At 50.2% G+C, this 18,227-nt stretch carries 15 protein-coding genes; 1 reads left to right on the forward strand and 14 read right to left on the reverse strand.

Annotation, left to right across the window (positions count from 1 at the left end):
* Nucleotides 1-37: 37 nt before the first annotated feature.
* The 10 genes from CRG97_RS19660 to CRG97_RS19705 all read right to left on the reverse strand — a co-directional run bounded on the left by CRG97_RS19660 (nucleotide 38) and on the right by CRG97_RS19705 (nucleotide 12,637).
* Entirely contained in the window at nucleotides 38-1,006 is a 969-nt protein-coding gene (locus CRG97_RS19660; RefSeq protein WP_098746450.1) for an ABC transporter permease, read from the reverse strand.
* A gap of 34 nt (nucleotides 1,007-1,040) precedes the next feature.
* Entirely contained in the window at nucleotides 1,041-2,540 is a 1,500-nt protein-coding gene (locus tag CRG97_RS19665) for a sugar ABC transporter ATP-binding protein (RefSeq protein WP_098746451.1), read from the reverse strand.
* Between the two features lie 132 nt (nucleotides 2,541-2,672).
* The gene (locus CRG97_RS19670) at nucleotides 2,673-3,653 is read right to left on the reverse strand and encodes a substrate-binding domain-containing protein (RefSeq protein ID WP_098746453.1); all 981 of its coding nucleotides are present in this window, start codon (nucleotides 3,651-3,653) and stop codon (nucleotides 2,673-2,675) included.
* On the reverse strand, nucleotides 3,650-5,446 hold the full coding sequence (locus CRG97_RS19675; RefSeq protein WP_098746454.1) for a cache domain-containing sensor histidine kinase: 1,797 nt from the start codon (nucleotides 5,444-5,446) through the stop codon (nucleotides 3,650-3,652). Before CRG97_RS19675 ends, CRG97_RS19670 begins: the two co-directional genes overlap by 4 nt.
* Complete coding sequence (locus tag CRG97_RS19680; protein WP_098746455.1) at nucleotides 5,443-7,062, reverse strand: response regulator; 1,620 nt, start codon at nucleotides 7,060-7,062, stop codon at nucleotides 5,443-5,445. The genes CRG97_RS19675 and CRG97_RS19680 overlap by 4 nt, the downstream gene beginning before the upstream one ends.
* Before the next feature lie 119 nt (nucleotides 7,063-7,181).
* Nucleotides 7,182-7,724, reverse strand: coding sequence for an NADPH-dependent FMN reductase (locus CRG97_RS19685; RefSeq protein ID WP_098746456.1), 543 nt, complete (start codon nucleotides 7,722-7,724; stop codon nucleotides 7,182-7,184).
* Between the two features lie 102 nt (nucleotides 7,725-7,826).
* On the reverse strand, nucleotides 7,827-9,539 hold the full coding sequence (locus CRG97_RS19690; RefSeq protein WP_098746457.1) for a VOC family protein: 1,713 nt from the start codon (nucleotides 9,537-9,539) through the stop codon (nucleotides 7,827-7,829).
* Complete coding sequence (locus tag CRG97_RS19695) at nucleotides 9,536-10,096, reverse strand: NADPH-dependent FMN reductase (protein WP_098746458.1); 561 nt, start codon at nucleotides 10,094-10,096, stop codon at nucleotides 9,536-9,538. Before CRG97_RS19695 ends, CRG97_RS19690 begins: the two co-directional genes overlap by 4 nt.
* Nucleotides 10,097-10,275: 179 nt before the next feature.
* The gene (locus CRG97_RS19700) at nucleotides 10,276-10,941 is read right to left on the reverse strand and encodes a response regulator (protein ID WP_098746459.1); all 666 of its coding nucleotides are present in this window, start codon (nucleotides 10,939-10,941) and stop codon (nucleotides 10,276-10,278) included.
* Nucleotides 10,919-12,637 (reverse strand): GAF domain-containing sensor histidine kinase, encoded by a 1,719-nt coding sequence (locus CRG97_RS19705; protein ID WP_098746460.1) that lies wholly within the window; start codon nucleotides 12,635-12,637, stop codon nucleotides 10,919-10,921. The genes CRG97_RS19700 and CRG97_RS19705 overlap by 23 nt, the downstream gene beginning before the upstream one ends.
* 437 nt (nucleotides 12,638-13,074) lie before the next feature.
* Between CRG97_RS19705 and CRG97_RS19710 the strand changes: the two genes are divergently transcribed.
* Complete coding sequence (locus CRG97_RS19710; RefSeq protein ID WP_006211013.1) at nucleotides 13,075-13,356, forward strand: CD3324 family protein; 282 nt, start codon at nucleotides 13,075-13,077, stop codon at nucleotides 13,354-13,356.
* 144 nt (nucleotides 13,357-13,500) lie between these two features.
* Here CRG97_RS19710 and CRG97_RS19715 read toward each other — a convergent pair whose 3' ends face one another.
* The 4 genes from CRG97_RS19715 to CRG97_RS19730 form a co-directional block, all read right to left on the reverse strand.
* Nucleotides 13,501-14,037, reverse strand: a complete 537-nt coding sequence (locus CRG97_RS19715; protein WP_098746461.1) for a hypothetical protein — start codon at nucleotides 14,035-14,037, stop codon at nucleotides 13,501-13,503.
* Between the two features lie 20 nt (nucleotides 14,038-14,057).
* A complete protein-coding gene (locus tag CRG97_RS19720; RefSeq protein ID WP_098746462.1) occupies nucleotides 14,058-15,554 on the reverse strand; it encodes an amidase family protein in 1,497 nt (498 codons plus the stop codon).
* A 275-nt stretch (nucleotides 15,555-15,829) separates the two neighbouring features.
* The gene (locus CRG97_RS19725) at nucleotides 15,830-17,608 is read right to left on the reverse strand and encodes an ABC transporter ATP-binding protein (protein ID WP_098746727.1); all 1,779 of its coding nucleotides are present in this window, start codon (nucleotides 17,606-17,608) and stop codon (nucleotides 15,830-15,832) included.
* A gap of 28 nt (nucleotides 17,609-17,636) precedes the next feature.
* Entirely contained in the window at nucleotides 17,637-18,227 is a 591-nt protein-coding gene (locus CRG97_RS19730) for a hypothetical protein (protein WP_098746463.1), read from the reverse strand.

Here is an 18,227-nt window from a genome sequence, read left to right on the forward strand (position 1 = left end):
GCCCGGAATCGAATAGAGACGTTCTAATGAAAAAGGCTTACGCTTTGCGTCTGCGCAAAATATCCGCATACACCGCGAGTATGATAACGAACCCTACGACAACGGTTTGCCACTCCTGCGGCACGGACAGAATGCGTAATCCATTCGTCAGCACACTCATGATCAAAGCTCCGATCACGGTACCGATGATGGTCCCCTTCCCTCCGCTGAGCGAAGTTCCCCCGATCACAACCGCCGCGATGGCTTCCAGCTCATACCCGGCACCCAGCGCCGGATTGGCCGAGTTCAGCCTCGATGCCATCATGACGCCGGCCAAGCCGGTAAAGGCGCCGGTTAGAGTGTATATGACGATTTTCCAGAAGCTCACATGGACACCGGACAATCGGGTCGCCTCTTCGTTGCTGCCCAAGGCAAAGTTATACCGGCCGATGATGGTCTTCGATAAGATGAGGTAGCCCACAACCGCCGCAATGAAGAAAATAACGACCGCATTCGGAATATCGAGGCCCGGTATCAGCCAGCCCAGCACGCTGCCTTGGGACACTTCGGCAAAGCTTTCGGCATCATTGAAATAGACTGGCTTGGCTCCGGAGATAATCAGCGCCAGTCCTTTGGCGATCATCATCATCGCCAGCGTAGCGATAAAAGGCGGGATCTTCATTTTCGCTACCGCCGTTCCGGACAGAAGCCCGCACAGGGCGCCCGTCAAGATGCCGCCAAGGATGCCGACCGGAACTGGCAATCCCCAGAAGGTGATGCATACACCGGTCATAATGCCGCTCAGCGTCATGACCGTCCCGACAGACAGATCAATGCCGCCGGTAATGATGACAAAGGTAGATCCCAAGGCCAACACGCCGATTACCGCGGTCGAGAGAAGAATGCCCACGATATTGGAGAACTGAAAGAAATTGCTGGATGAGAACGTAAAGAATAGAATGAGCACGACCAAGCTGGCTAGGGCTAGCACTTGCTGAAGTGCGCCCGATTTGATTTGAATGTTCATCTGCTTGTTCCTCCTGACATGTATGGATAACGGCCTACATTCTTGCTGTAGCCAGATGCATAATGCTTTCTTGGTTCGCCTCTGCTTGATCCAGCTCGCCCGTAATCCGGCCTTCACACATCACGAGAACCCGATGACTCATCCGAAGGATTTCAGGCAGCTCTGAGGAGATCATGATGATCGATTTGCCCTGTGCCGTAAGATCGTTCAGCAAGCGATAGATTTCGCTCTTGGCTCCTACATCGATCCCTCGCGTAGGTTCGTCGAAGATCAGGATGTCGCAATCCCGCGTCAGCCATTTGCCAATAACGACTTTCTGCTGATTGCCGCCGGAGAGGAACTTGACCTCCTGGTCGACATGCGGCGTTTTGACCTTCAATCGCGACACTATTTCCTCTGCCTGCTCGCGAATCCTGGCCGTATTCATCCAGCCTCCGGGACGTAGGAAGCTGCCGTATGAGGCAATAGCCACATTGCTCTTCACATCCAGATCGACAACACATCCAAAACGCTTGCGATCCTCGGATAAATAACCGATCCCTTGGCGCACCGCATCATGGGGGCCCTTGATCGTTACCTTGCGGCCATGGACGTGAATCTCCCCGGATTGAATGCGGTCGGCACCGAAGATCGCTCGGGCAAGCTCGGTCCGCCCCGCGCCAACCAGGCCTGCAATGCCAAGGATTTCTCCCTTTTTCAGAGTGAAGTTAATGTCTTTTAAAGTTCGGCCTTGATTCAGTCCTTTAACCTGCAGTACCGTCTCACGTACATCTGCGATCCTCTCTGGCTTCGAGGTCTCGTAGATCTGCCGGCCAACCATCTTGGAAATAATGTCCTGGGTGGTGACCTCATCCGTTAATACCGTATCGATGTACTGTCCGTCACGCATGACCGTAATGCGATCCGTAATTCGCTTGATCTCATCCATCCGGTGGGAAATGTAAACGATTCCAACTCCGGCTTCTCGAAGCTGGCGAATGATGCGGAACAAATCCTCAATCTCGGTTTCGCTTAAAGCCGCAGTTGGCTCATCCATGACCAGCACGTCAGCGTTATAAGACAATGCCTTGGCAATCTCCACCATCTGCTGCTTGGCAACCGTTAGCTCCGAAACCTTGATGGATGGGTCCATGTCCAGTCCCATCCGCTCGAACAGTTCCTTCACTTGTCGGTTTAGCGCATGCTCATCCAGAAACAATCGGAGCTTTCGTCGCGGCTCCCGCCCGATGAATATATTCTGGGCGACCGTCAGGTCAGGCGCCAAATTCAGCTCCTGATGGATCATGCTGATCCCGGCGTCTTGTGCCGCTTTCGGATTCGTTAACTCCACGGGCTGTCCTTTGTACCGAATCGTACCTTCGTCCTTCTGGTATACGCCGGTTAAAATTTTCATCATCGTTGACTTGCCGGCGCCGTTCTCACCCATAAGCGCATGGACTTCACCGTGCAGCAGCTCGAATCGGCAGTTATTTAACGCCAGCACGCCCGGAAATTCCTTCGTGATTCCTTCCATTTGTATCAATACTTCGCTCAAAGCCCCTCACCTCTCTAGCTGGCACCTTTTATGAATCATTGTACAAATCGCTCCCTAGCGGAGGAATGGAATATTCTCTGATCGATGTTGAATAATCTATGATCTGTTAACAGGACACCATAAGGGAAGAAGCTACTCTTCCACAAAGGGAAAGAGCAGCTTCTGGTTCTCCTCGGTATACATATTGTCTTTGTTGATGACAACGGAATCGGTGTACACGTTGCGTGACACCTTGTCGCCTTCGATGATGGATACGGCTGTTTTGATGCCCAAATAGCCGATATTGAAGGGCTTCTGTACAATTGTGGATTGAAGGACCCCCTCTTCGAGCAGCTTGACTTCCTTCACCGAGCTGTCGAATCCGACCAGCTTGACCTTGCCCCCCAGCCCCAATTCTCGAATCGCTCTGCCTGCCCCGACTGTAGAAGGCTCATTCAGGCCCACGATTCCATTCAGGTCATGCCTCTCCAGCAGCAGCTTCTTCGTGATTTCATAGGCTCTCTCCTCCTTGCCTTCGCTGTAGTAAGTGCCCACAATTTCCGTGCCACTGCGCGACTCCAAAATACTTCGAACCCCTTGTTCCCTCTCGATCTGCGTCGAGGTACCCTGCACGAAACTGACGATAGCAACTTTGGCATCTGCCGGGAGTAATGAAGAGAGCTCCTTGCCTGCTTTCTGTCCGGCATTCACATTGTCGGTCGCGATCAAGCTCTGCGCATAATCACCATTAACGGCGGAATCAATCATAATAAGCGGGATGTCAGCCTTACGAATGGACTCAGCCACGGGAACAAGGCGGTTATAATCTCCGGCGGCCATGACAATCGCATCCGGCTTCTGTTTGATGGCTTCCTCCAGCAATTGAATCTGCAAGTCCACTTCGATTTCCTGGGTGGGTCCTACCACCGAGACATCCACACCGAATTCACGAGAAGCCGTGTTCACCCCTTCAATCAGTACCCGCCAGAATTCAATTTCATCCAGTGCTTTAACACCCACGATGATCTTCTTGGCACCAGGCTCTTCCTTGGACCAATGAAAGGCGACATAACCCAGGATTAGTACCGAAATCAGCAGCAGTAAAATATATCGCAGTCTCATGTACGACTTCATGGCACATCCCCCTCCAAGCTCCGCCATTCATCCGGATGAACAGCCGGAATGAGCACCTTTACGCATGTCCCCAATCCGGGTTCGCTCGTATAGCTAAGGCCATATTCCGCTCCAAAATATAGCTGAATCCGTTGATGGACATTCGCAATCCCAACGCTGTTTCTCGATGGGTTGCCTTCTTTGGACGTTAGCAGAGTCTCAACCTTGGACCGATCCATGCCGATGCCGTCATCCTTAACTTGAAACTCGATCCGGTTATCTTGAAGCTTCCCCGTAATCGTGACCGTTCCCTGACCTTCCTTGTTCTTGATGCCATGATAAATGGCATTCTCCACCAGCGGCTGCAGCAGCACCTTCAATGTCAGATACGGGTAAAGAACGCGATCGATATCCAGAGCAAACCGGATTTTGTCCTGGTATCGCATTTGTTGTATTTTTAAATAATTCGTTATATGTTCCACCTCGGTAGCAATCGGTATCATCTCCCTCCCTTTGCTGAGCGAAGCTCGAAACAACCTTGCTAAAGCCGATGTCATCAGAATCACCTCATCATGCTTCTTGCTCTCAGCCATCCATATGATGGAATCCAGCGTATTATAGAGGAAATGGGGATTGATTTGGGCTTGCAGGGCATTCAGCTCGCTTTTCCTCTTAATCTCTTGTTCTACCAAGATTTGATCCATTAATTCCTTGATCTTCAGCACCATCACGTTGAAGCTCCGGGCCAGACCGGAGATCTCCCTGGAATGCCCCACGGGAACCCGGATATCGAAGTTCCCTTTCTCCACTTCCATCATCTTTTCTTGGAGCTTCTTGATGGGACGCGTCAGGTTGCGGGAGATGACAACGGAGAACAACACGCCCACGCCAAGACATAACAACCCCGCTATGGCAAAAGAAAGCTGCATCTGCTTCTTATTGTCCACCAGCTCATTCTCGTAAAAAACGCCAACGATTTTCCAGCCGAAATCCGTATCCTTGATGCTGTATATCCGGCTTGCCCCGCCCTCCTTCACGACAAATCCCCCTAGCTTGTCCGAAAGGACCTGCTCTAATCTCTCCGTCTTCAAATTGCTGTAGAGCAGCTGCTGCTGCGGGTGATACACAATCCGGCCTTGACGGTCAATCACAAACACGTAACCCCGGTTCCCCAGATCCAGCTTGCTGAGCATATCGTTAATCACCTTGAAGTTGAGATCGATCAACAGAATGCCCAGCCCATTCGAAGGATTCACGCCGCTGAGCTCGCGGCTCAGTGATACGACCCAGCGGTACTCTCCCTTGATGACCGGCTGTACATGGGACGAGGAGATCACTGTCTGTCCCTTGTTTTCCTTCGCCTGCCGATACCAGGGCTGCTCCGATAACACAATATAGGGATTCAGTTCGGCGTCTGCCCGATCGGAGATAAAGGTGTCGCCGGCTCCAAAAATATTAATCGACGCAATATCTTTGCGCGAAACCCGAATCGAGTGGAAATATTCCGATATCTTCGCTTTCAATATGGCCAGTTCCGCAGGCTGCAGTTCATCGGCCGAGGCCAGATATTCCCTGACATTCGGATTGTTCATCGCTGCGAGCGAGATGTCCTTCATGCCCGTAATGTAGGTTTGGATATTCGCATTCACTTGATTGATCAGCTCGGAGGTATAACTCTCCGCCGTTTCACGCACTGCCGATTCGGATAGCCGATAGGAGATGAAGATCAGCAGCAGCGCCGTAAACAGCACTAACATCACGAAGGAGCTGGCAATGCGGGACTGAATGGTTTTGATTCGCTGCGGTGCCTTCATGGCCTCACCTCGTCTGACGCCATTTTGTTTCGGTACTCGGTCGGGGTATCTCCGGTATGTTTCTTAAACAGCACGCTAAAATATTGTGGATCCTGATAACCGGTTTTTGCCGCAATTTCATAGGTTTTCATCGAGGAATGCTTCAGCAGTTCCTTTGCTTTTTCCATACGGACTTCCGTTACGTATTCAACGAAGGTTCTCCCGGTATGCGTTTTGAACAGAGCGCTGAAGTAACTCGTGCTCATGAAGATCCGGCTGCACACGGTCTTAATCGATAACTCCGGATCCTCGTAATGTCGCTGGATGAAATCGACCGCCTCCAGCATCTGGGAGCGGGTCAAGTCCTTTCTCGTCTTGGCAACGTCCCTTAGCGCCTGCCCGCACACCTCGCATAACCAACCTTCGATCTCATCCAAGGACCGAAAAGAATGTAGATCGGATAGCAGCCTTTTCTCTTTGCCGATCAACTCGTTCTCATTGCAGCCGATTTCCATCAAAGTTTGAAGCACGGCAAGCATCACTCGTACGATCCGCACATAACAGAGCTCGATCGAAATTGAAGCGCTTCCAAGTTCGCTGATCAACCGCCGGATGCACGTCTTCACTTCAGAGTCCGTACCGGCCCGGATCGCGGAGATTAGCGCTGACTCGGTTTCGATCCCATCCAGGAGAGGAGCGTCCCCCCGCTTTTCAAGATCCGTGATATGGACCACCTGATCGCGGCCGATCAGGAGCCTGTATTCCAATGCAGCCTCCGAAGCCCTGCAGGAATAACGGATGTCCTGAAGCTCATGGCAAATCGTTCCGATGCCCAGCGTGACCGTGAATTTCATGAACTGTTTCGTAGATCCGCGAATTCCCTCCGCCAGCTCCTGCGCCCGAGCGTGCAGCTCCTCCTCGCCGAAGCCCGACAGAATGGCCATAACCTTGTTCTCCTTGTACCGAAAAACGGCTGCACCGGGCTCACCCGCCAATAATTCCTGCATGATATTGTATAAGGCAAAAGCATACAGCTCATTATCGACGTGCTGTTCATCCGAACGAAGCTCATCCCTATCCGCTGCCATTGCGATATAAAGCGGCCCCGGAAGCGGAATATCAAAATAAGACAGTTTGCTCTCGATCTCGGATCGCTTCATCGGCGATGACGCCAGTCGTTCGAGAAATCGTTCCTTAAGTAAGACCAAGCTCTCATTCAACTGATATTTGAGCCTCTTCAAGTGCTCCGTACGTCCGTGTTCCTCATCCATCTCCAGCTTGAGTTTATCAAGCATCTCCCTTATTTCCGCCGAGGTAACCGGTTTCATAATAAAATCCGTGACCTGCAGCTTCACCGCCTGCTGGGCATATTCGAAATCGTCAAACCCGGTCAGAATGATGATCTTCGTCTTAGGAAAACGTTCCGTAATATGGCGGGACAATTCCAGGCCATCCATGTACGGCATGTTGATGTCCGTTAACACCACATCAGGTGGTTGGCGGGTGACAGCCTCCAATGCATCCCTGCCGTTCTCACAATCTCCGATGCATTCAAAGCCATGATCCGCCCACTGAATCCGGTTTCGGATCCCTTCCCTTACGATCGGTTCGTCGTCCACAATAAGAATCGTATACAATCAAAGCCTCCCCCGTTCATAAGCAAATCCCATTTGCTTAGGTTCTATCGTGTTACGAGGTGAATATACAGGAAAAGCCCTTTGGCAAGCAACTGCCAAAGGGCTCCATGACTTCATATTTATTTGCGGGTGTTCATCCATGTAATGAAATTGTTCACCACAATATCGAGGAAACCGATTGTTGGCTCATGGATTAACTTGCCAGCCTCATCCATCTTCTCGTGTACCGCGCCGATGTATACTTCATTGTTCGGAAGCAGCGGCGAAGTAATGCCGACAGAAAACAGAATATCCCGGAGATGCTCTTGAGCGCGAACCGTTCCAAGCTGTCCCATCGACGCCCCCATAATCCATGAAGGCTTCCCGTTCATGACCTTATCAACGCGCGATAACCAATCGAGCGCGTTCTTGAGCACGCCCGGTATAGAGTAATTATACTCCGGTGTGATCCACAATACCGCATCGGCGGCAGCAATCCGCTCTTTGAAATCCTTAACAACCGCAGGAGGATCCAATTCAATGTCTTGATCGTAGAACGGAAGATCACGAAGCCCCAGGATTTCAAACGTGATCCGATCCGAGTAACGCTGCTTCAAATATTCCGCGAGTTTCATATTGTACGACTCTTTTCTAATGCTTCCAACAACGATTGCTACTTTCATGATACCCTCCAGTTCTATGCCTTCTTAGCACATTCCATTCTATTGTTGACAACTAACTTTAGCCTATCACCATATTTTACCAATGTCAAAATATCGTTTGTCCTACTTCATCAACGAGAGCAGCTTACACACATCGCGCTCCATATATTCTCTTTGTTCAGGCGGCGCATATTGGAGCAGAGCCAGTGCGGCATAAGGCACTTTGATGGCATGGGGATCTTCATACCGTTTACTCCAATAGGCCGAATCCGTAATCGAAGCTTCCTCTGCAGCCTCAACTCTCTGATTTGATAGCGCTTGTGGCTTTAAACGGTTGAGTTTTATTTGCAGTCGGTGATTGTTTTGACCAAGCTTGGCAAGCTGAACGTATCCGAGTCGCTCCAGCTCAATCAATGCGTGGGCGTGGGTAATGCCATGCTCAAGCTCACCTGCAAAAAAGTAGTACTTCCCCTCAACGTGTTGATCCGGCAGCACATGATCCAACTCGGATAAGGCACGAATGGCCAGATCGGATGCATTCCGGTACGGCGGTATTTCCGAGAGTGAGATCTCCGATCGTTCCAGCTTCGTGTAATCATCCATTCCGTAATACCTGGCAAGCTTGTGTTCAACTGCTGCATCTTCCATCAGCTTAAGTAAACCTCGCACGATAGACGGCGTCAGTAAGTCCGGACGCTCCCGCAATGCTTTCAGTCCCAAGACGGCAAGGGTTACCCCGTGTCCGGAGGTACTCAGATTCGTCAGGTTAGGCAGCAGTCCTTCAATAAATCGATTCATTAATTCAGGCTGCGCAGGTTCGAGAGGATAGGGTTCGAACCAATCTTCATGCTGACTGCGCAAGTGCCAGCAATTGGCAGCCAACCCCTGCAGTACATCTTGCGGCAGATCAAACTCCTTCTGCATGTAATAAGCCGCCAAATACGCTCCGCCAACATGTCCTTCAAACCAGCCAATCTCGCCGCCGCGGCTCAAGGCTGTAAGACCATCCTCCAAATACCGGTCACTAATGACCGAATTCACCTCCTTCCTTTCGATTGCACTCGGCAGATTCAGCCTGGCTGCAATGTCTTTGGGGAAGCTTGTGATCTTCAAGCGGATGCTGTAACCATACATTCTAAAATGCAAACCATCCTCGGTATCCGAAACCATCATCCGCCGATCCAGAGTGGATCGAACCCGGTCCAGAAACCGTTCGTCGGTTACTCCATAAGTTATCTCCAGGGATGGTGCCAGTGCATACATCGATATCGGAATCCATTTGCGCTTTGTTGATACAACAACGGCATGGGCTGTTCCTCCAATGACAAAAGCGAATTCCTCCGACTCCTTGGCGATCGTTAAACCGAGCGTCTTCTGCATCCATAATCTTGCGGCTATCGGATCCTCCACAGGTAATCCCACCTCCCGCAAATACAGGACGCCATAGGTGCCGTTCGGCGCAAGTACCCCTTCCTTCAGATCATCGTGCGCGATAAACTCAAGCAAGTTTCCATCACCATCCTTGAAGTACACATTCACGCCGGAATCAAACCGCTCAACCACTTCACCATCAGGCCATTTCAACAAAGGCACCTGCTCTGCGAGCTTCTGGATCATGGATTCAAACTGGGAATAAGGCACTTCAAACGCGATATGGGCAGGAGCTATAGATTCATACGCTTCTTTAAAAGCGAGCGTGAAATCCGGTGTAGGCTGGAATACGATCTCAACCTCGCTTTCGCTTGCAATCGGGAAATGAAGCAGTCCGTTGTAAAATTGTTTCACACCCTGAATGGAGACCGTTTTTAATTTCAATCCGGCAAAATGAGTGATCATGAGGTTTCAACCTCCTCTTTACCGCTGACCTTCTTGACCAGCTCCATAAAGATGGATAGCGCCTCTTTAGCCCGATAATCCAGCACAATCGTGCCTTCTGCCGCTTCCGATTCGTAAATGGTCCGCTGAGAACCGCCAATGGAGATCCATTCCGGACTATTAATTCCGTGCAAATTGCGTATGGTAGCTTGCATTTGCTGCAGTGAACTCACACCGACCGCCCCTCCCGCCGAGCTTACCGATAGCACCGGTTTACCTGAGAAATGCATCTGTCCCAAATGATCCAAGGCGTTCTTCAAAACTCCACTCATTCCTCCGTGGTACTCCGGTGTCGTCAATATAATGCCATCCGCTTCCATTAACAGACGCTGCAGCTCGCGCACGCCAGCATGGCGGTTGAATATCTCGTCTGGTGAATAGAACGGGAGCGGTGTCTCATACAAGTTAAACAGCTTCACCTCCACGAACAACGTATTCATTTGCGCTTCCAGGGCTTTGGCCAGAACGGTACTTGTTGCTTCCTTGCGATTACTGCCAGCTATAATCACGATCTTCATGGTACTGCCTCCCTTTTTGGTATTGAATGTTTTGTTAAGTCCATTGTAGAGGAGGCAAGCCATGGAAATCGTCAACATTTGGAGTGATTTTACGAGCAAAAGCTCTCCTGCCTTCGGCTGAGAGCTTCTACAACTATAGTCTTAGATATGATCGTTATGTACGCCAAATACAGCAATCCTCATACGATTCCATGCTTGAGCGCATAAATGGCCGCCTGTGTCCGGTCGGCAACCCCCAGCTTATCGAGCAGATGGCTGACATGGGTTTTAACCGTCTTCTCGGTGATGTAAAGCGCTTCGCTGATTTCCCTATTGTTCATACCCGATGCAATCAGCTGCAGTACCTCCTGCTCCCGGCGGGTTAGTTTATCCAACTGCGCTGCCTCTTCCTGATGGCCGGACAAGCTGGTCTCATCTGCTCCCGCCGGCGATGTAACATGCGTCATGAGCAGGCCTGCCGCATCCGGATGCAGTTCAACTTGGCCTTCATACACGCGCCTGATCGCAGCCACCAGATCCTCAGGCTCAATATCCTTAAGAAGATAGCCGCGTGCGCCTGCCCGAATGGCTGGCAAAACATGGTCATAATCGATAAACGAGGTCAGCACGATGACTTTAATGTGAGGCTGTTCTTTTTTTAACCGTGCGGTCGTATCGATTCCATTGAGGATCGGCATATTCAGATCCATTAACACGACATCGGGATTTAGATGTTTGGTCGTCTCCAACGTCTCCTCGCCATTCGCGGCTTCACCAACCATCTCGATATCCGGCTGCGTAGCCAGAAAAACCTGCAATCCCCGGCGTACCATGGCATGATCGTCAGCGATCAACAATCGTATCATTCGTTATCCCTCCCTTCTCTGTTGATCTCACCCTTAAGGGCATCAAAACCTCAATGATGGTTCCCTCTCTGTACACACTGTAGAGACGGAATTGTCCTCCGAGCGATTCGGCTCGTTCCCGCATGCTCGACAACCCAATCGAATGCCGCGTCAGCTCGTTCAATCGTTGCTTGGTAATCCCGCGGCCATGATCTTCGATCCGAAGTTCAACATCATTTTCCTGCAGGGTTAATACTACCGTTACTTCCTTCGTATCCGCATGCTTGCTTACATTATTCAGCGCCTCTTGACCGATCCTCCACAAGGCTTCTTCCACGATCCGGGGCAGGTCCCGTATCCCGCTGATATGTGAACTTACATGAAGCTTCAAACGTTCGCCGTATTGTTTAAGGCCTGTCATAAGCCCTTCCTCAAGTCCGGGTGGGCGAAGCTGCATGATCAGTTCCCGCATTTCCTTAAGGGCGCTTTGCGATAAAAACTGTATATCATGGATGGTATCCTGCAGCATGCTTTTCTGCTCATGCGGCTCCGCGGCAAGCATCCCCCCAACCCCCTTGGACATCATGACTAACGAGAACAGGGTTTGACTTACCGAGTCGTGCAGGTCTCGGGCTAGACGATTTCGTTCATCCATTCTTGCGAGCTCCCGCCGGTTCTCCTCCAGACGGATGCGCTGAAGGGTCATGCCGATATGTTCAGCCAGTGCCTCGATCACCTCCATATCCGCCCGGTACGCATCCCCGTAATGATCGTACCCTATCAAAAGCAGTCCAAAAAAGGTGTCTCCGGCAGCCGCCAGCGGAACCGCAACCGCTCGGGTGATGGAGGATATCCATCCCTGTTCAACCAATAAATCCGCAAGCCGCTGTGCGTCTTCGGTACTGACCGGATCCGCAGAGACCTTTCCCTTGCCAGAACGGGTTCGTGCGGTTTCAGGAAGTGGAAATTGAGCATGGGGCAGCGTCGTCTGACCTCCGCTGTATAGGGCACGCAGTGTCATATCGTTACCGATAGGCTCTAGTAATGCGGCAACTGGCCAGTCAAAGTAACGTCCCATTAAACTCATGACTTGCTTCGTCAATTCGGCCCGGTTAACCGCCTGGGAAGCATAAGCACCGAGAGCACTGCTATATTCCCCAAGCCGGGCAAATAAATCCGCGCGGCGCTGCTCGGCAGCGTACAGCCGCATGCGCTCAATGGCGCTGCCAATTTGGTAGGCTACCGATTCCAGCAGCGCCAGTTCCTCTTTGGTAAAATGCAGCTTCCCGGGTGCAGCCACATTCAGTACGCCGAACCTGCGGCTGCCGGATCGAAGTGGAACGGTTGCATGGTGGGTTATGCCCTCCGTATCGCCCCACTGATACCGAACGGCGTTATCCAGACGTTTGCAATTCAAAATATTCACTGCATTTTTCAAGCGTCCGTCATCGTAACGCTCCAGGCACCAGCAGCTGCCGCATCTCATGGGTTCGTTATCATCCCGGCTCAGGGCAGGCGGCAAATTCCGGCTGGCTACGAATTCATGCGTTCCCCGATCTTCCACCAGGAACAGCCAGCCGGTCGTAAGTCCCGTTAGCTCCAGCAGCTTGGCAATAACAACGTCCAGCATGGGAGCAAGCTCATTGGACTCGTTCAACGTTTCTGCGATCGTTTTCAGCGTAATTAACTCCTGAATATGCGGATCGTGATTGGACATACACGAAAGCTCCTTCTTTTTTTGCATTCTGAAGTAACTATATTATATAATCCTGTCACACACCATCAAAATCCCCTATGAGCCCTTCGGCTTTTCACAGATCATTCACCCCATGAATTTTGGTAAAAAACAATTAATATTGTTTTATCTCTTGCAAATTTCCACCTACATATGGCTTAATATAGAAGTCGGGGCCGACGAAATGAGCTGAAAGGAGGCTGATTGCAATGATTCAGATCCGTGAGGTGGTATTCGCGTAAAGCGAATATCCGTTAAATGGGAGCCCGCTGCGGGCTCCCTATATCTATTTTTAAATCCAAAAATCTAAAAACCCAAAAAAACCAATATCACGAAAGGAGGAGGGCAAGCATGATCAATGCAATTGTTTTGAAACTCAACGATAGCTTAAATATGTATACAGAAAGAGGAGGGCATCGATGGGCCATTACAAGAACGGAAGAGAAGTGCTTCCCCCCGAGCTGCTGCAGCAAATTCAACAGTATATAGATGGAGAATTACTCTACATACCGAAACAGAGCGAGCAAAGAGCCGGCTGGGGAGAGTTAAGCGGTTCCAAACAACGCATCGAAAGTCGAAATAAAGAAATGTATCGCGCTTACTGCAAAGGACGGTCTATCGAGGAATTGGAACGGACCTACTTCCTGTCTGGAGAAAGCGTGCGCAAGATCATAAGTAAACTTACCCGCGTAGGGACCTGAATCGATGAGATTTAACGGTCTGCACACGGATTAACATAGGACTGTTCCCCTGGGGCGCAGTCCTTTCCATTTTATATGAATGCTACTACATAATAGTAAATGCCCGACTGTAGGTGAATCTACAATCGGGCATTTTTTTATACTCTAGTGATCTTCCCGCTTCTCCCCCGCGACATCCCAACGATGGCGAAATTTCTCCAATCGCGGATGAAGCTGCGGCGGCTCTGACAGGAGGATGAGCCTCAGCTTCACAATCCATTCCTCAAAAGAAGAAAAGGATGCAAACACATTGGCCATCTCAGGTGTCAGAATAAGAAAATGGGGACTTCCGTATTTCTCTACCAGATGACGAAGCGCAGTATCGATCGGCGTGTATTTTTTCCGTTTCGACTCGAAGGGTTCAATCACAACCGATGATCCTTCATGCTCCTCTATCCATTCCTGAAGCTGTTTCTCCCGCTTGTAATAAGGGCTTACAGGCTCCTTGAACATCCGCCTGGCCGTCTCTTCATGCAGCGGATACAGCACCAATTTAACAAATGACCGTTCTTCTAAAATGGCAGAAGCCTGCTCCAAATCCTTCTGGATCTGCTCGAAGAGGTCGTAGAATATTAAGGTCCCTTTGGTTGTTGGCTTCGGGGGCTCGTAACCGTAAGGAACATACTCCAAATTGCGCGGCATGATGGAACTTCACCTCTCTTTTACTCTGATGACTGGGATGAAAGCTTTGGTGGTACCCGATGCAGGGTAGCCTGCTCAAAGCCGTAAGCTAATTGGATCAGCACGGGCTCGCTATATGCCGTCCCGATGAACGTAATGCCCTGTGGTCCCTTCGTAATATAGCCTCCAGGTGCAATGACGCCATTCTCGGCATAACCGCCGGGAACGGTAACCGATGGATACCCTGCCCGGGCAGCCAAATCTGGTCCATATTCATTACCCAGAAACAGCAGGGCGTCCAGCTGATATGTCTGCAGAACATGGTCAATCCCTCTCGTTCCCGCCATTTCTTTATTCTTCTGCTTGCTCTCAAGATACTCTGCTTCGGTCAGCGTACCGCTCGTCTCCTCGGCCCAAATCAATGTCCCCTGTCCATATTTCAAGGCAGCATCGGCGTGTGCCTCATTATAAGCGATAACTTCAGCCAACGAATGAACCGGCAGAGACGCATCTAGGTTCGCCAAATAATCATTGACATATTTCTTGAACTCATAGCGAAGGACATTGGCATCCCACTTGGTATCCTGGCAAGGCAGCTCCACCGGATCAATAATAGTGGCTCCTTGATCCCGCAGCAATTCAATAGCGGACTCTACAATATTTAGTCTATCCCGATCCAGGTGCTTATAGTAGTATCGGGGAATCCCGATTCGAGCTTTCTTCAAATAACTCGAATCCAGAAACTTCGTGTAGTCCTCCACCCTATTTTGAGGGTCTATCTTGGTCACTTCGTCCAAATCATCGGTTCCCGCGATCGCGCTAAGCAGAATTGCGGCATCTTCCACCGTTCTGGTCATCGGACCTGCCGTATCCTGCGTATGGGTGATGGGTATGATACCTGACCGGCTTACCAGTCCGATCGTCGGCTTAATGCCAACCAGACTGTTCTGGCTGGAAGGGCTGATAATCGATCCGGATGTTTCCGTCCCGATGGCCGCTGCAGCCAAATTCGCCGCCACCGCAGCACCGGAGCCTGAGCTTGAACCTCCAATGAACATTTCGCCAGGGCCGTATGGATTTAACGTAAGTCCATGTCTTGACGAGTATCCGGCCCACATCGTCGATGACATGAAATTCGCCCACTCGGTCATATTGCTCTTACCCAAAATAACAGCACCCGCCTTACGCAGCTTAGCTGCAACAAAAGAGTCTTTCGTGGCAAACGAATCCGCAAGGGCGATGGAGCCGGCCCTCGTATGCAGCCGATCCCCGGTGTCGATATTGTCTTTGAGCAGGATGGGAATCCCGTGCAGCAATCCTCTTGCTCCCTGGTCTTTGCGCTCCCGATCCAGCTCCCCGGCAATTTGCAGCGCTTCATGGTTCACTTCAAGAATCGAACGGAGAATTCCATCATATAACTCGATCCGCTCCAGATACAATTGAACCAGCTGTACTGAAGTCATCCAACCCTCTGCCATCGCCTGCTGCATATCCGAAATGGTTGCTTCCACAATCCATGTTTTTTTATCCATGATCATATATAGTCCCCCTGACTTATCTTACTGACCTTACGGTAGGTGATGGGAATTAATGTTTCATATTTTATCCTCCAGTCTGTTATATCCTTATTTAATTCGGAATTCAGGAACAAAATTCCTCTTATTATGCATAATCCAAGCGGTACCTGTATGTTCCGTCTCCCCTGTTCTCTGCTTGTTATCTCTTCATCTCGAACGAAACACAAAACGCGGACCAAGAATAGTTCTTGATCCGCTCCTGTCCCAATTCGAAATCTTCAACTTAATGTACGATTCTACCGATACCATTGAGCCTGCTTGTTGAACATCTCGGCATAGTGGGCACCCTGCTCAATTAACTCCTCATGTCTTCCCTCTTCGACGATTCTCCCATCCTTGAGAACGAGAATGCGGTCCGCATGTCTGCAGCTTCCCAATCGGTGGGATATAAATATGGCAGTTTTGCCATCGGTCATGGACATCAGATTCTCGAAAATGGCGGATTCCGTCAACGGGTCTACTGCTGCTGTCGGCTCGTCCAGATAAATCACTTCGAAATCCCGATAGAACGCCCGGGCGATCGCCACCTTCTGCCATTGGCCCTGAGACAGTTCACGCCCTCCCGAGAAACGCGTTCCAAGCTGGGTTGAGACACCATCTCGCAGCGAATCCACAAGTGAGGTCATCGATGCCTTTTCCATGGCATCATTCAATTGGTGATGCGCTTGACGATCATCCGGATCAATCTCCCGCAGCGCTATGTTGGCCTCAAGTGTCAATTCATATCGGTAAAAATCTTGAAAGACCGCCGTTACTCTACTGCGAAAGCTCGCAGGATCATAATCCTGTATCGGGATGCCGTCATAACGCACGACACCATGCGTCGGTTCATACAGTCCCAGCATAACTTTAACGAGGGTGCTCTTCCCCGCACCGTTCTCGCCGACAATCGCGACCTTCTCTCCGGGCTTGATGCGAATCGTCAAATCTTCAAGAACAGGTTGTTCCTGATTCGGATATCGAAACGTTACGCCTTCCACATCGATTCCTTTCCGTAAAGGCGTGCCCATCGGCAGGGCTTGATCCGTTTGCGGAACCGGCGTATCCAGAAATTCAAACAGTTCGTGGATGAACAAGCCGTCATGATAGATTTGCCCGATGTTCTGGCTGATGTTTTGTATGGAATAACGGGTGTCCTGTACCGCTTGATAGAGCGCGACATAGCTGCCGATGGTTAGTTTGACACGGGAACCGATCCATATGAATACAGCTAAAATGCTAAAAGAAAAAATCGTGACCGCCGATTCCACGATCAGGCGATTCTTCATATTTTTCCGTTCGACGCCTAGCATTTCATACGTATTCTTGAAATAGATACCCCGCCATTTGTTCAATAAGTAGTCTTTAGCATGAAACAGCCGGATTTCCTTGGCCGCTTCCTTCGTCTGCAGCAGCTGGTTCATATACGCCGCCATCCTGGATGAAGCGGTCTGCTGATGGATCACCACGAATCGGGAAGTGCCCTCTTTCTTCTGGATGATCAGCAGTGGTATGATCAGAAGCAGCATGACTATAGGCAATATGTAATGAAAGCTAAACAATAGAATGAGCAAACCGACCAGCGTAATGACGCTCTGTGCAATCGAGAACATGTAGAACACCATGTTAATACCGCATATATTCAGATTGCGCAGAGCCCGCTGCAGCTTGTCATAGCTTTCTGGAGATTCAAAGAATACGAACGGAAGCTTGCTTAATTTCTCAGATACCTGAAGGTTAAACCAGAAGGAAACATAAGCATTCATCTTTCGCTCGGTATACTTTTGAAGGGAGGCCAGCACAATGCCAATCAGCATAGCCATCAGCTGAAGAACCAGCCAATATAATGCGTTGATTGGAGCTTCGCCCCGAGTAAGAACACCGGTAATGGCGTTTATGACTTGAGCCGTAACGTAAATCTGTGCTACGGGCAGAAAAGCTTGGAGTAGATATATCATCGTAGATCTAGTAAACATGCGTGGTGAGACACGGTACACCTGCTTCATAACCTCAAACATCAGGTTTGCATATTTCATGTTGTGCAACCTTGAGCCTCCTTCGTCATTAAGCCGATTTGTTAAGGGCTGAAGGTTTTGCCTGCGGCAGCTGCTTGATCATTTGTTCAAAATGATGCAAGTAATTGGTTACGCTTTTGTTGATCACGATCTGCTCCTCAGATAAATAGAACGCCAACGGAAACCGGTTCACCTTAAACGAATCGATCAAGGCCCGATCAGCCCACACCACCTGCAAATCCGTTAATCCGTTGACACTGGCCATTTCAGCGGCCTCCTCGGCATCCTGGGCGTACAGAAACAACGTAATCGGAAGTTCCGGATGCGATGTCATGAACGTTTTGATGGCCCCGTATGTTTCCTTGCATGCATTGCAATGATTCATCGTGAACAAGAGGATTTTGGACTTATCGTCATACAGATTAAGGGGGTCCCCGCTCATGCTCTCATAGGTTGTTCGGGGAATCTGCATGCCGAGCTCTAGTCCCTCCTTCGGAACGGTCGGTTCCTCATCACCGCTTACGGCTGTCTGCGGCCTCAACTTCAACTCTCGAACATGCCGGTACAGCTTCATGACGAAGAAGGCCAAACTGAATATCAAGCCATATTGAATCACGAGTACAGTTGTAATCAAATCCAT

This window comes from Paenibacillus sp. EZ-K15 (genome assembly GCF_002573715.1).
GTDB lineage: Bacteria > Bacillota > Bacilli > Paenibacillales > Paenibacillaceae > Paenibacillus_AQ.

Bases quoted from the DNA above. Each gene is read 5' to 3' on its own strand.
- CRG97_RS19660 (WP_098746450.1), bottom strand. From the start codon at position 1,006: ATGAACATTCAAATCAAATCGGGCGCACTTCAGCAAGTGCTAGCCCTA.
- CRG97_RS19670 (WP_098746453.1), bottom strand. From the start codon at position 3,653: ATGAAGTCGTACATGAGACTGCGATATATTTTACTGCTGCTGATTTCG.
- CRG97_RS19675 (WP_098746454.1), bottom strand. From the start codon at position 5,446: ATGAAGGCACCGCAGCGAATCAAAACCATTCAGTCCCGCATTGCCAGC.
- CRG97_RS19685 (WP_098746456.1), bottom strand. From the start codon at position 7,724: ATGAAAGTAGCAATCGTTGTTGGAAGCATTAGAAAAGAGTCGTACAAT.
- CRG97_RS19690 (WP_098746457.1), bottom strand. From the start codon at position 9,539: ATGATCACTCATTTTGCCGGATTGAAATTAAAAACGGTCTCCATTCAG.
- CRG97_RS19695 (WP_098746458.1), bottom strand. From the start codon at position 10,096: ATGAAGATCGTGATTATAGCTGGCAGTAATCGCAAGGAAGCAACAAGT.
- CRG97_RS19700 (WP_098746459.1), bottom strand. From the start codon at position 10,941: ATGATACGATTGTTGATCGCTGACGATCATGCCATGGTACGCCGGGGA.
- CRG97_RS19705 (WP_098746460.1), bottom strand. From the start codon at position 12,637: ATGTCCAATCACGATCCGCATATTCAGGAGTTAATTACGCTGAAAACG.
- CRG97_RS19710 (WP_006211013.1), top strand. From the start codon at position 13,075: ATGGGCCATTACAAGAACGGAAGAGAAGTGCTTCCCCCCGAGCTGCTG.
- CRG97_RS19715 (WP_098746461.1), bottom strand. From the start codon at position 14,037: ATGCCGCGCAATTTGGAGTATGTTCCTTACGGTTACGAGCCCCCGAAG.
- CRG97_RS19720 (WP_098746462.1), bottom strand. From the start codon at position 15,554: ATGATCATGGATAAAAAAACATGGATTGTGGAAGCAACCATTTCGGAT.
- CRG97_RS19725 (WP_098746727.1), bottom strand. From the start codon at position 17,608: ATGAAATATGCAAACCTGATGTTTGAGGTTATGAAGCAGGTGTACCGT.
- CRG97_RS19730 (WP_098746463.1), bottom strand. From the start codon at position 18,227: ATGGATTTGATTACAACTGTACTCGTGATTCAATATGGCTTGATATTC.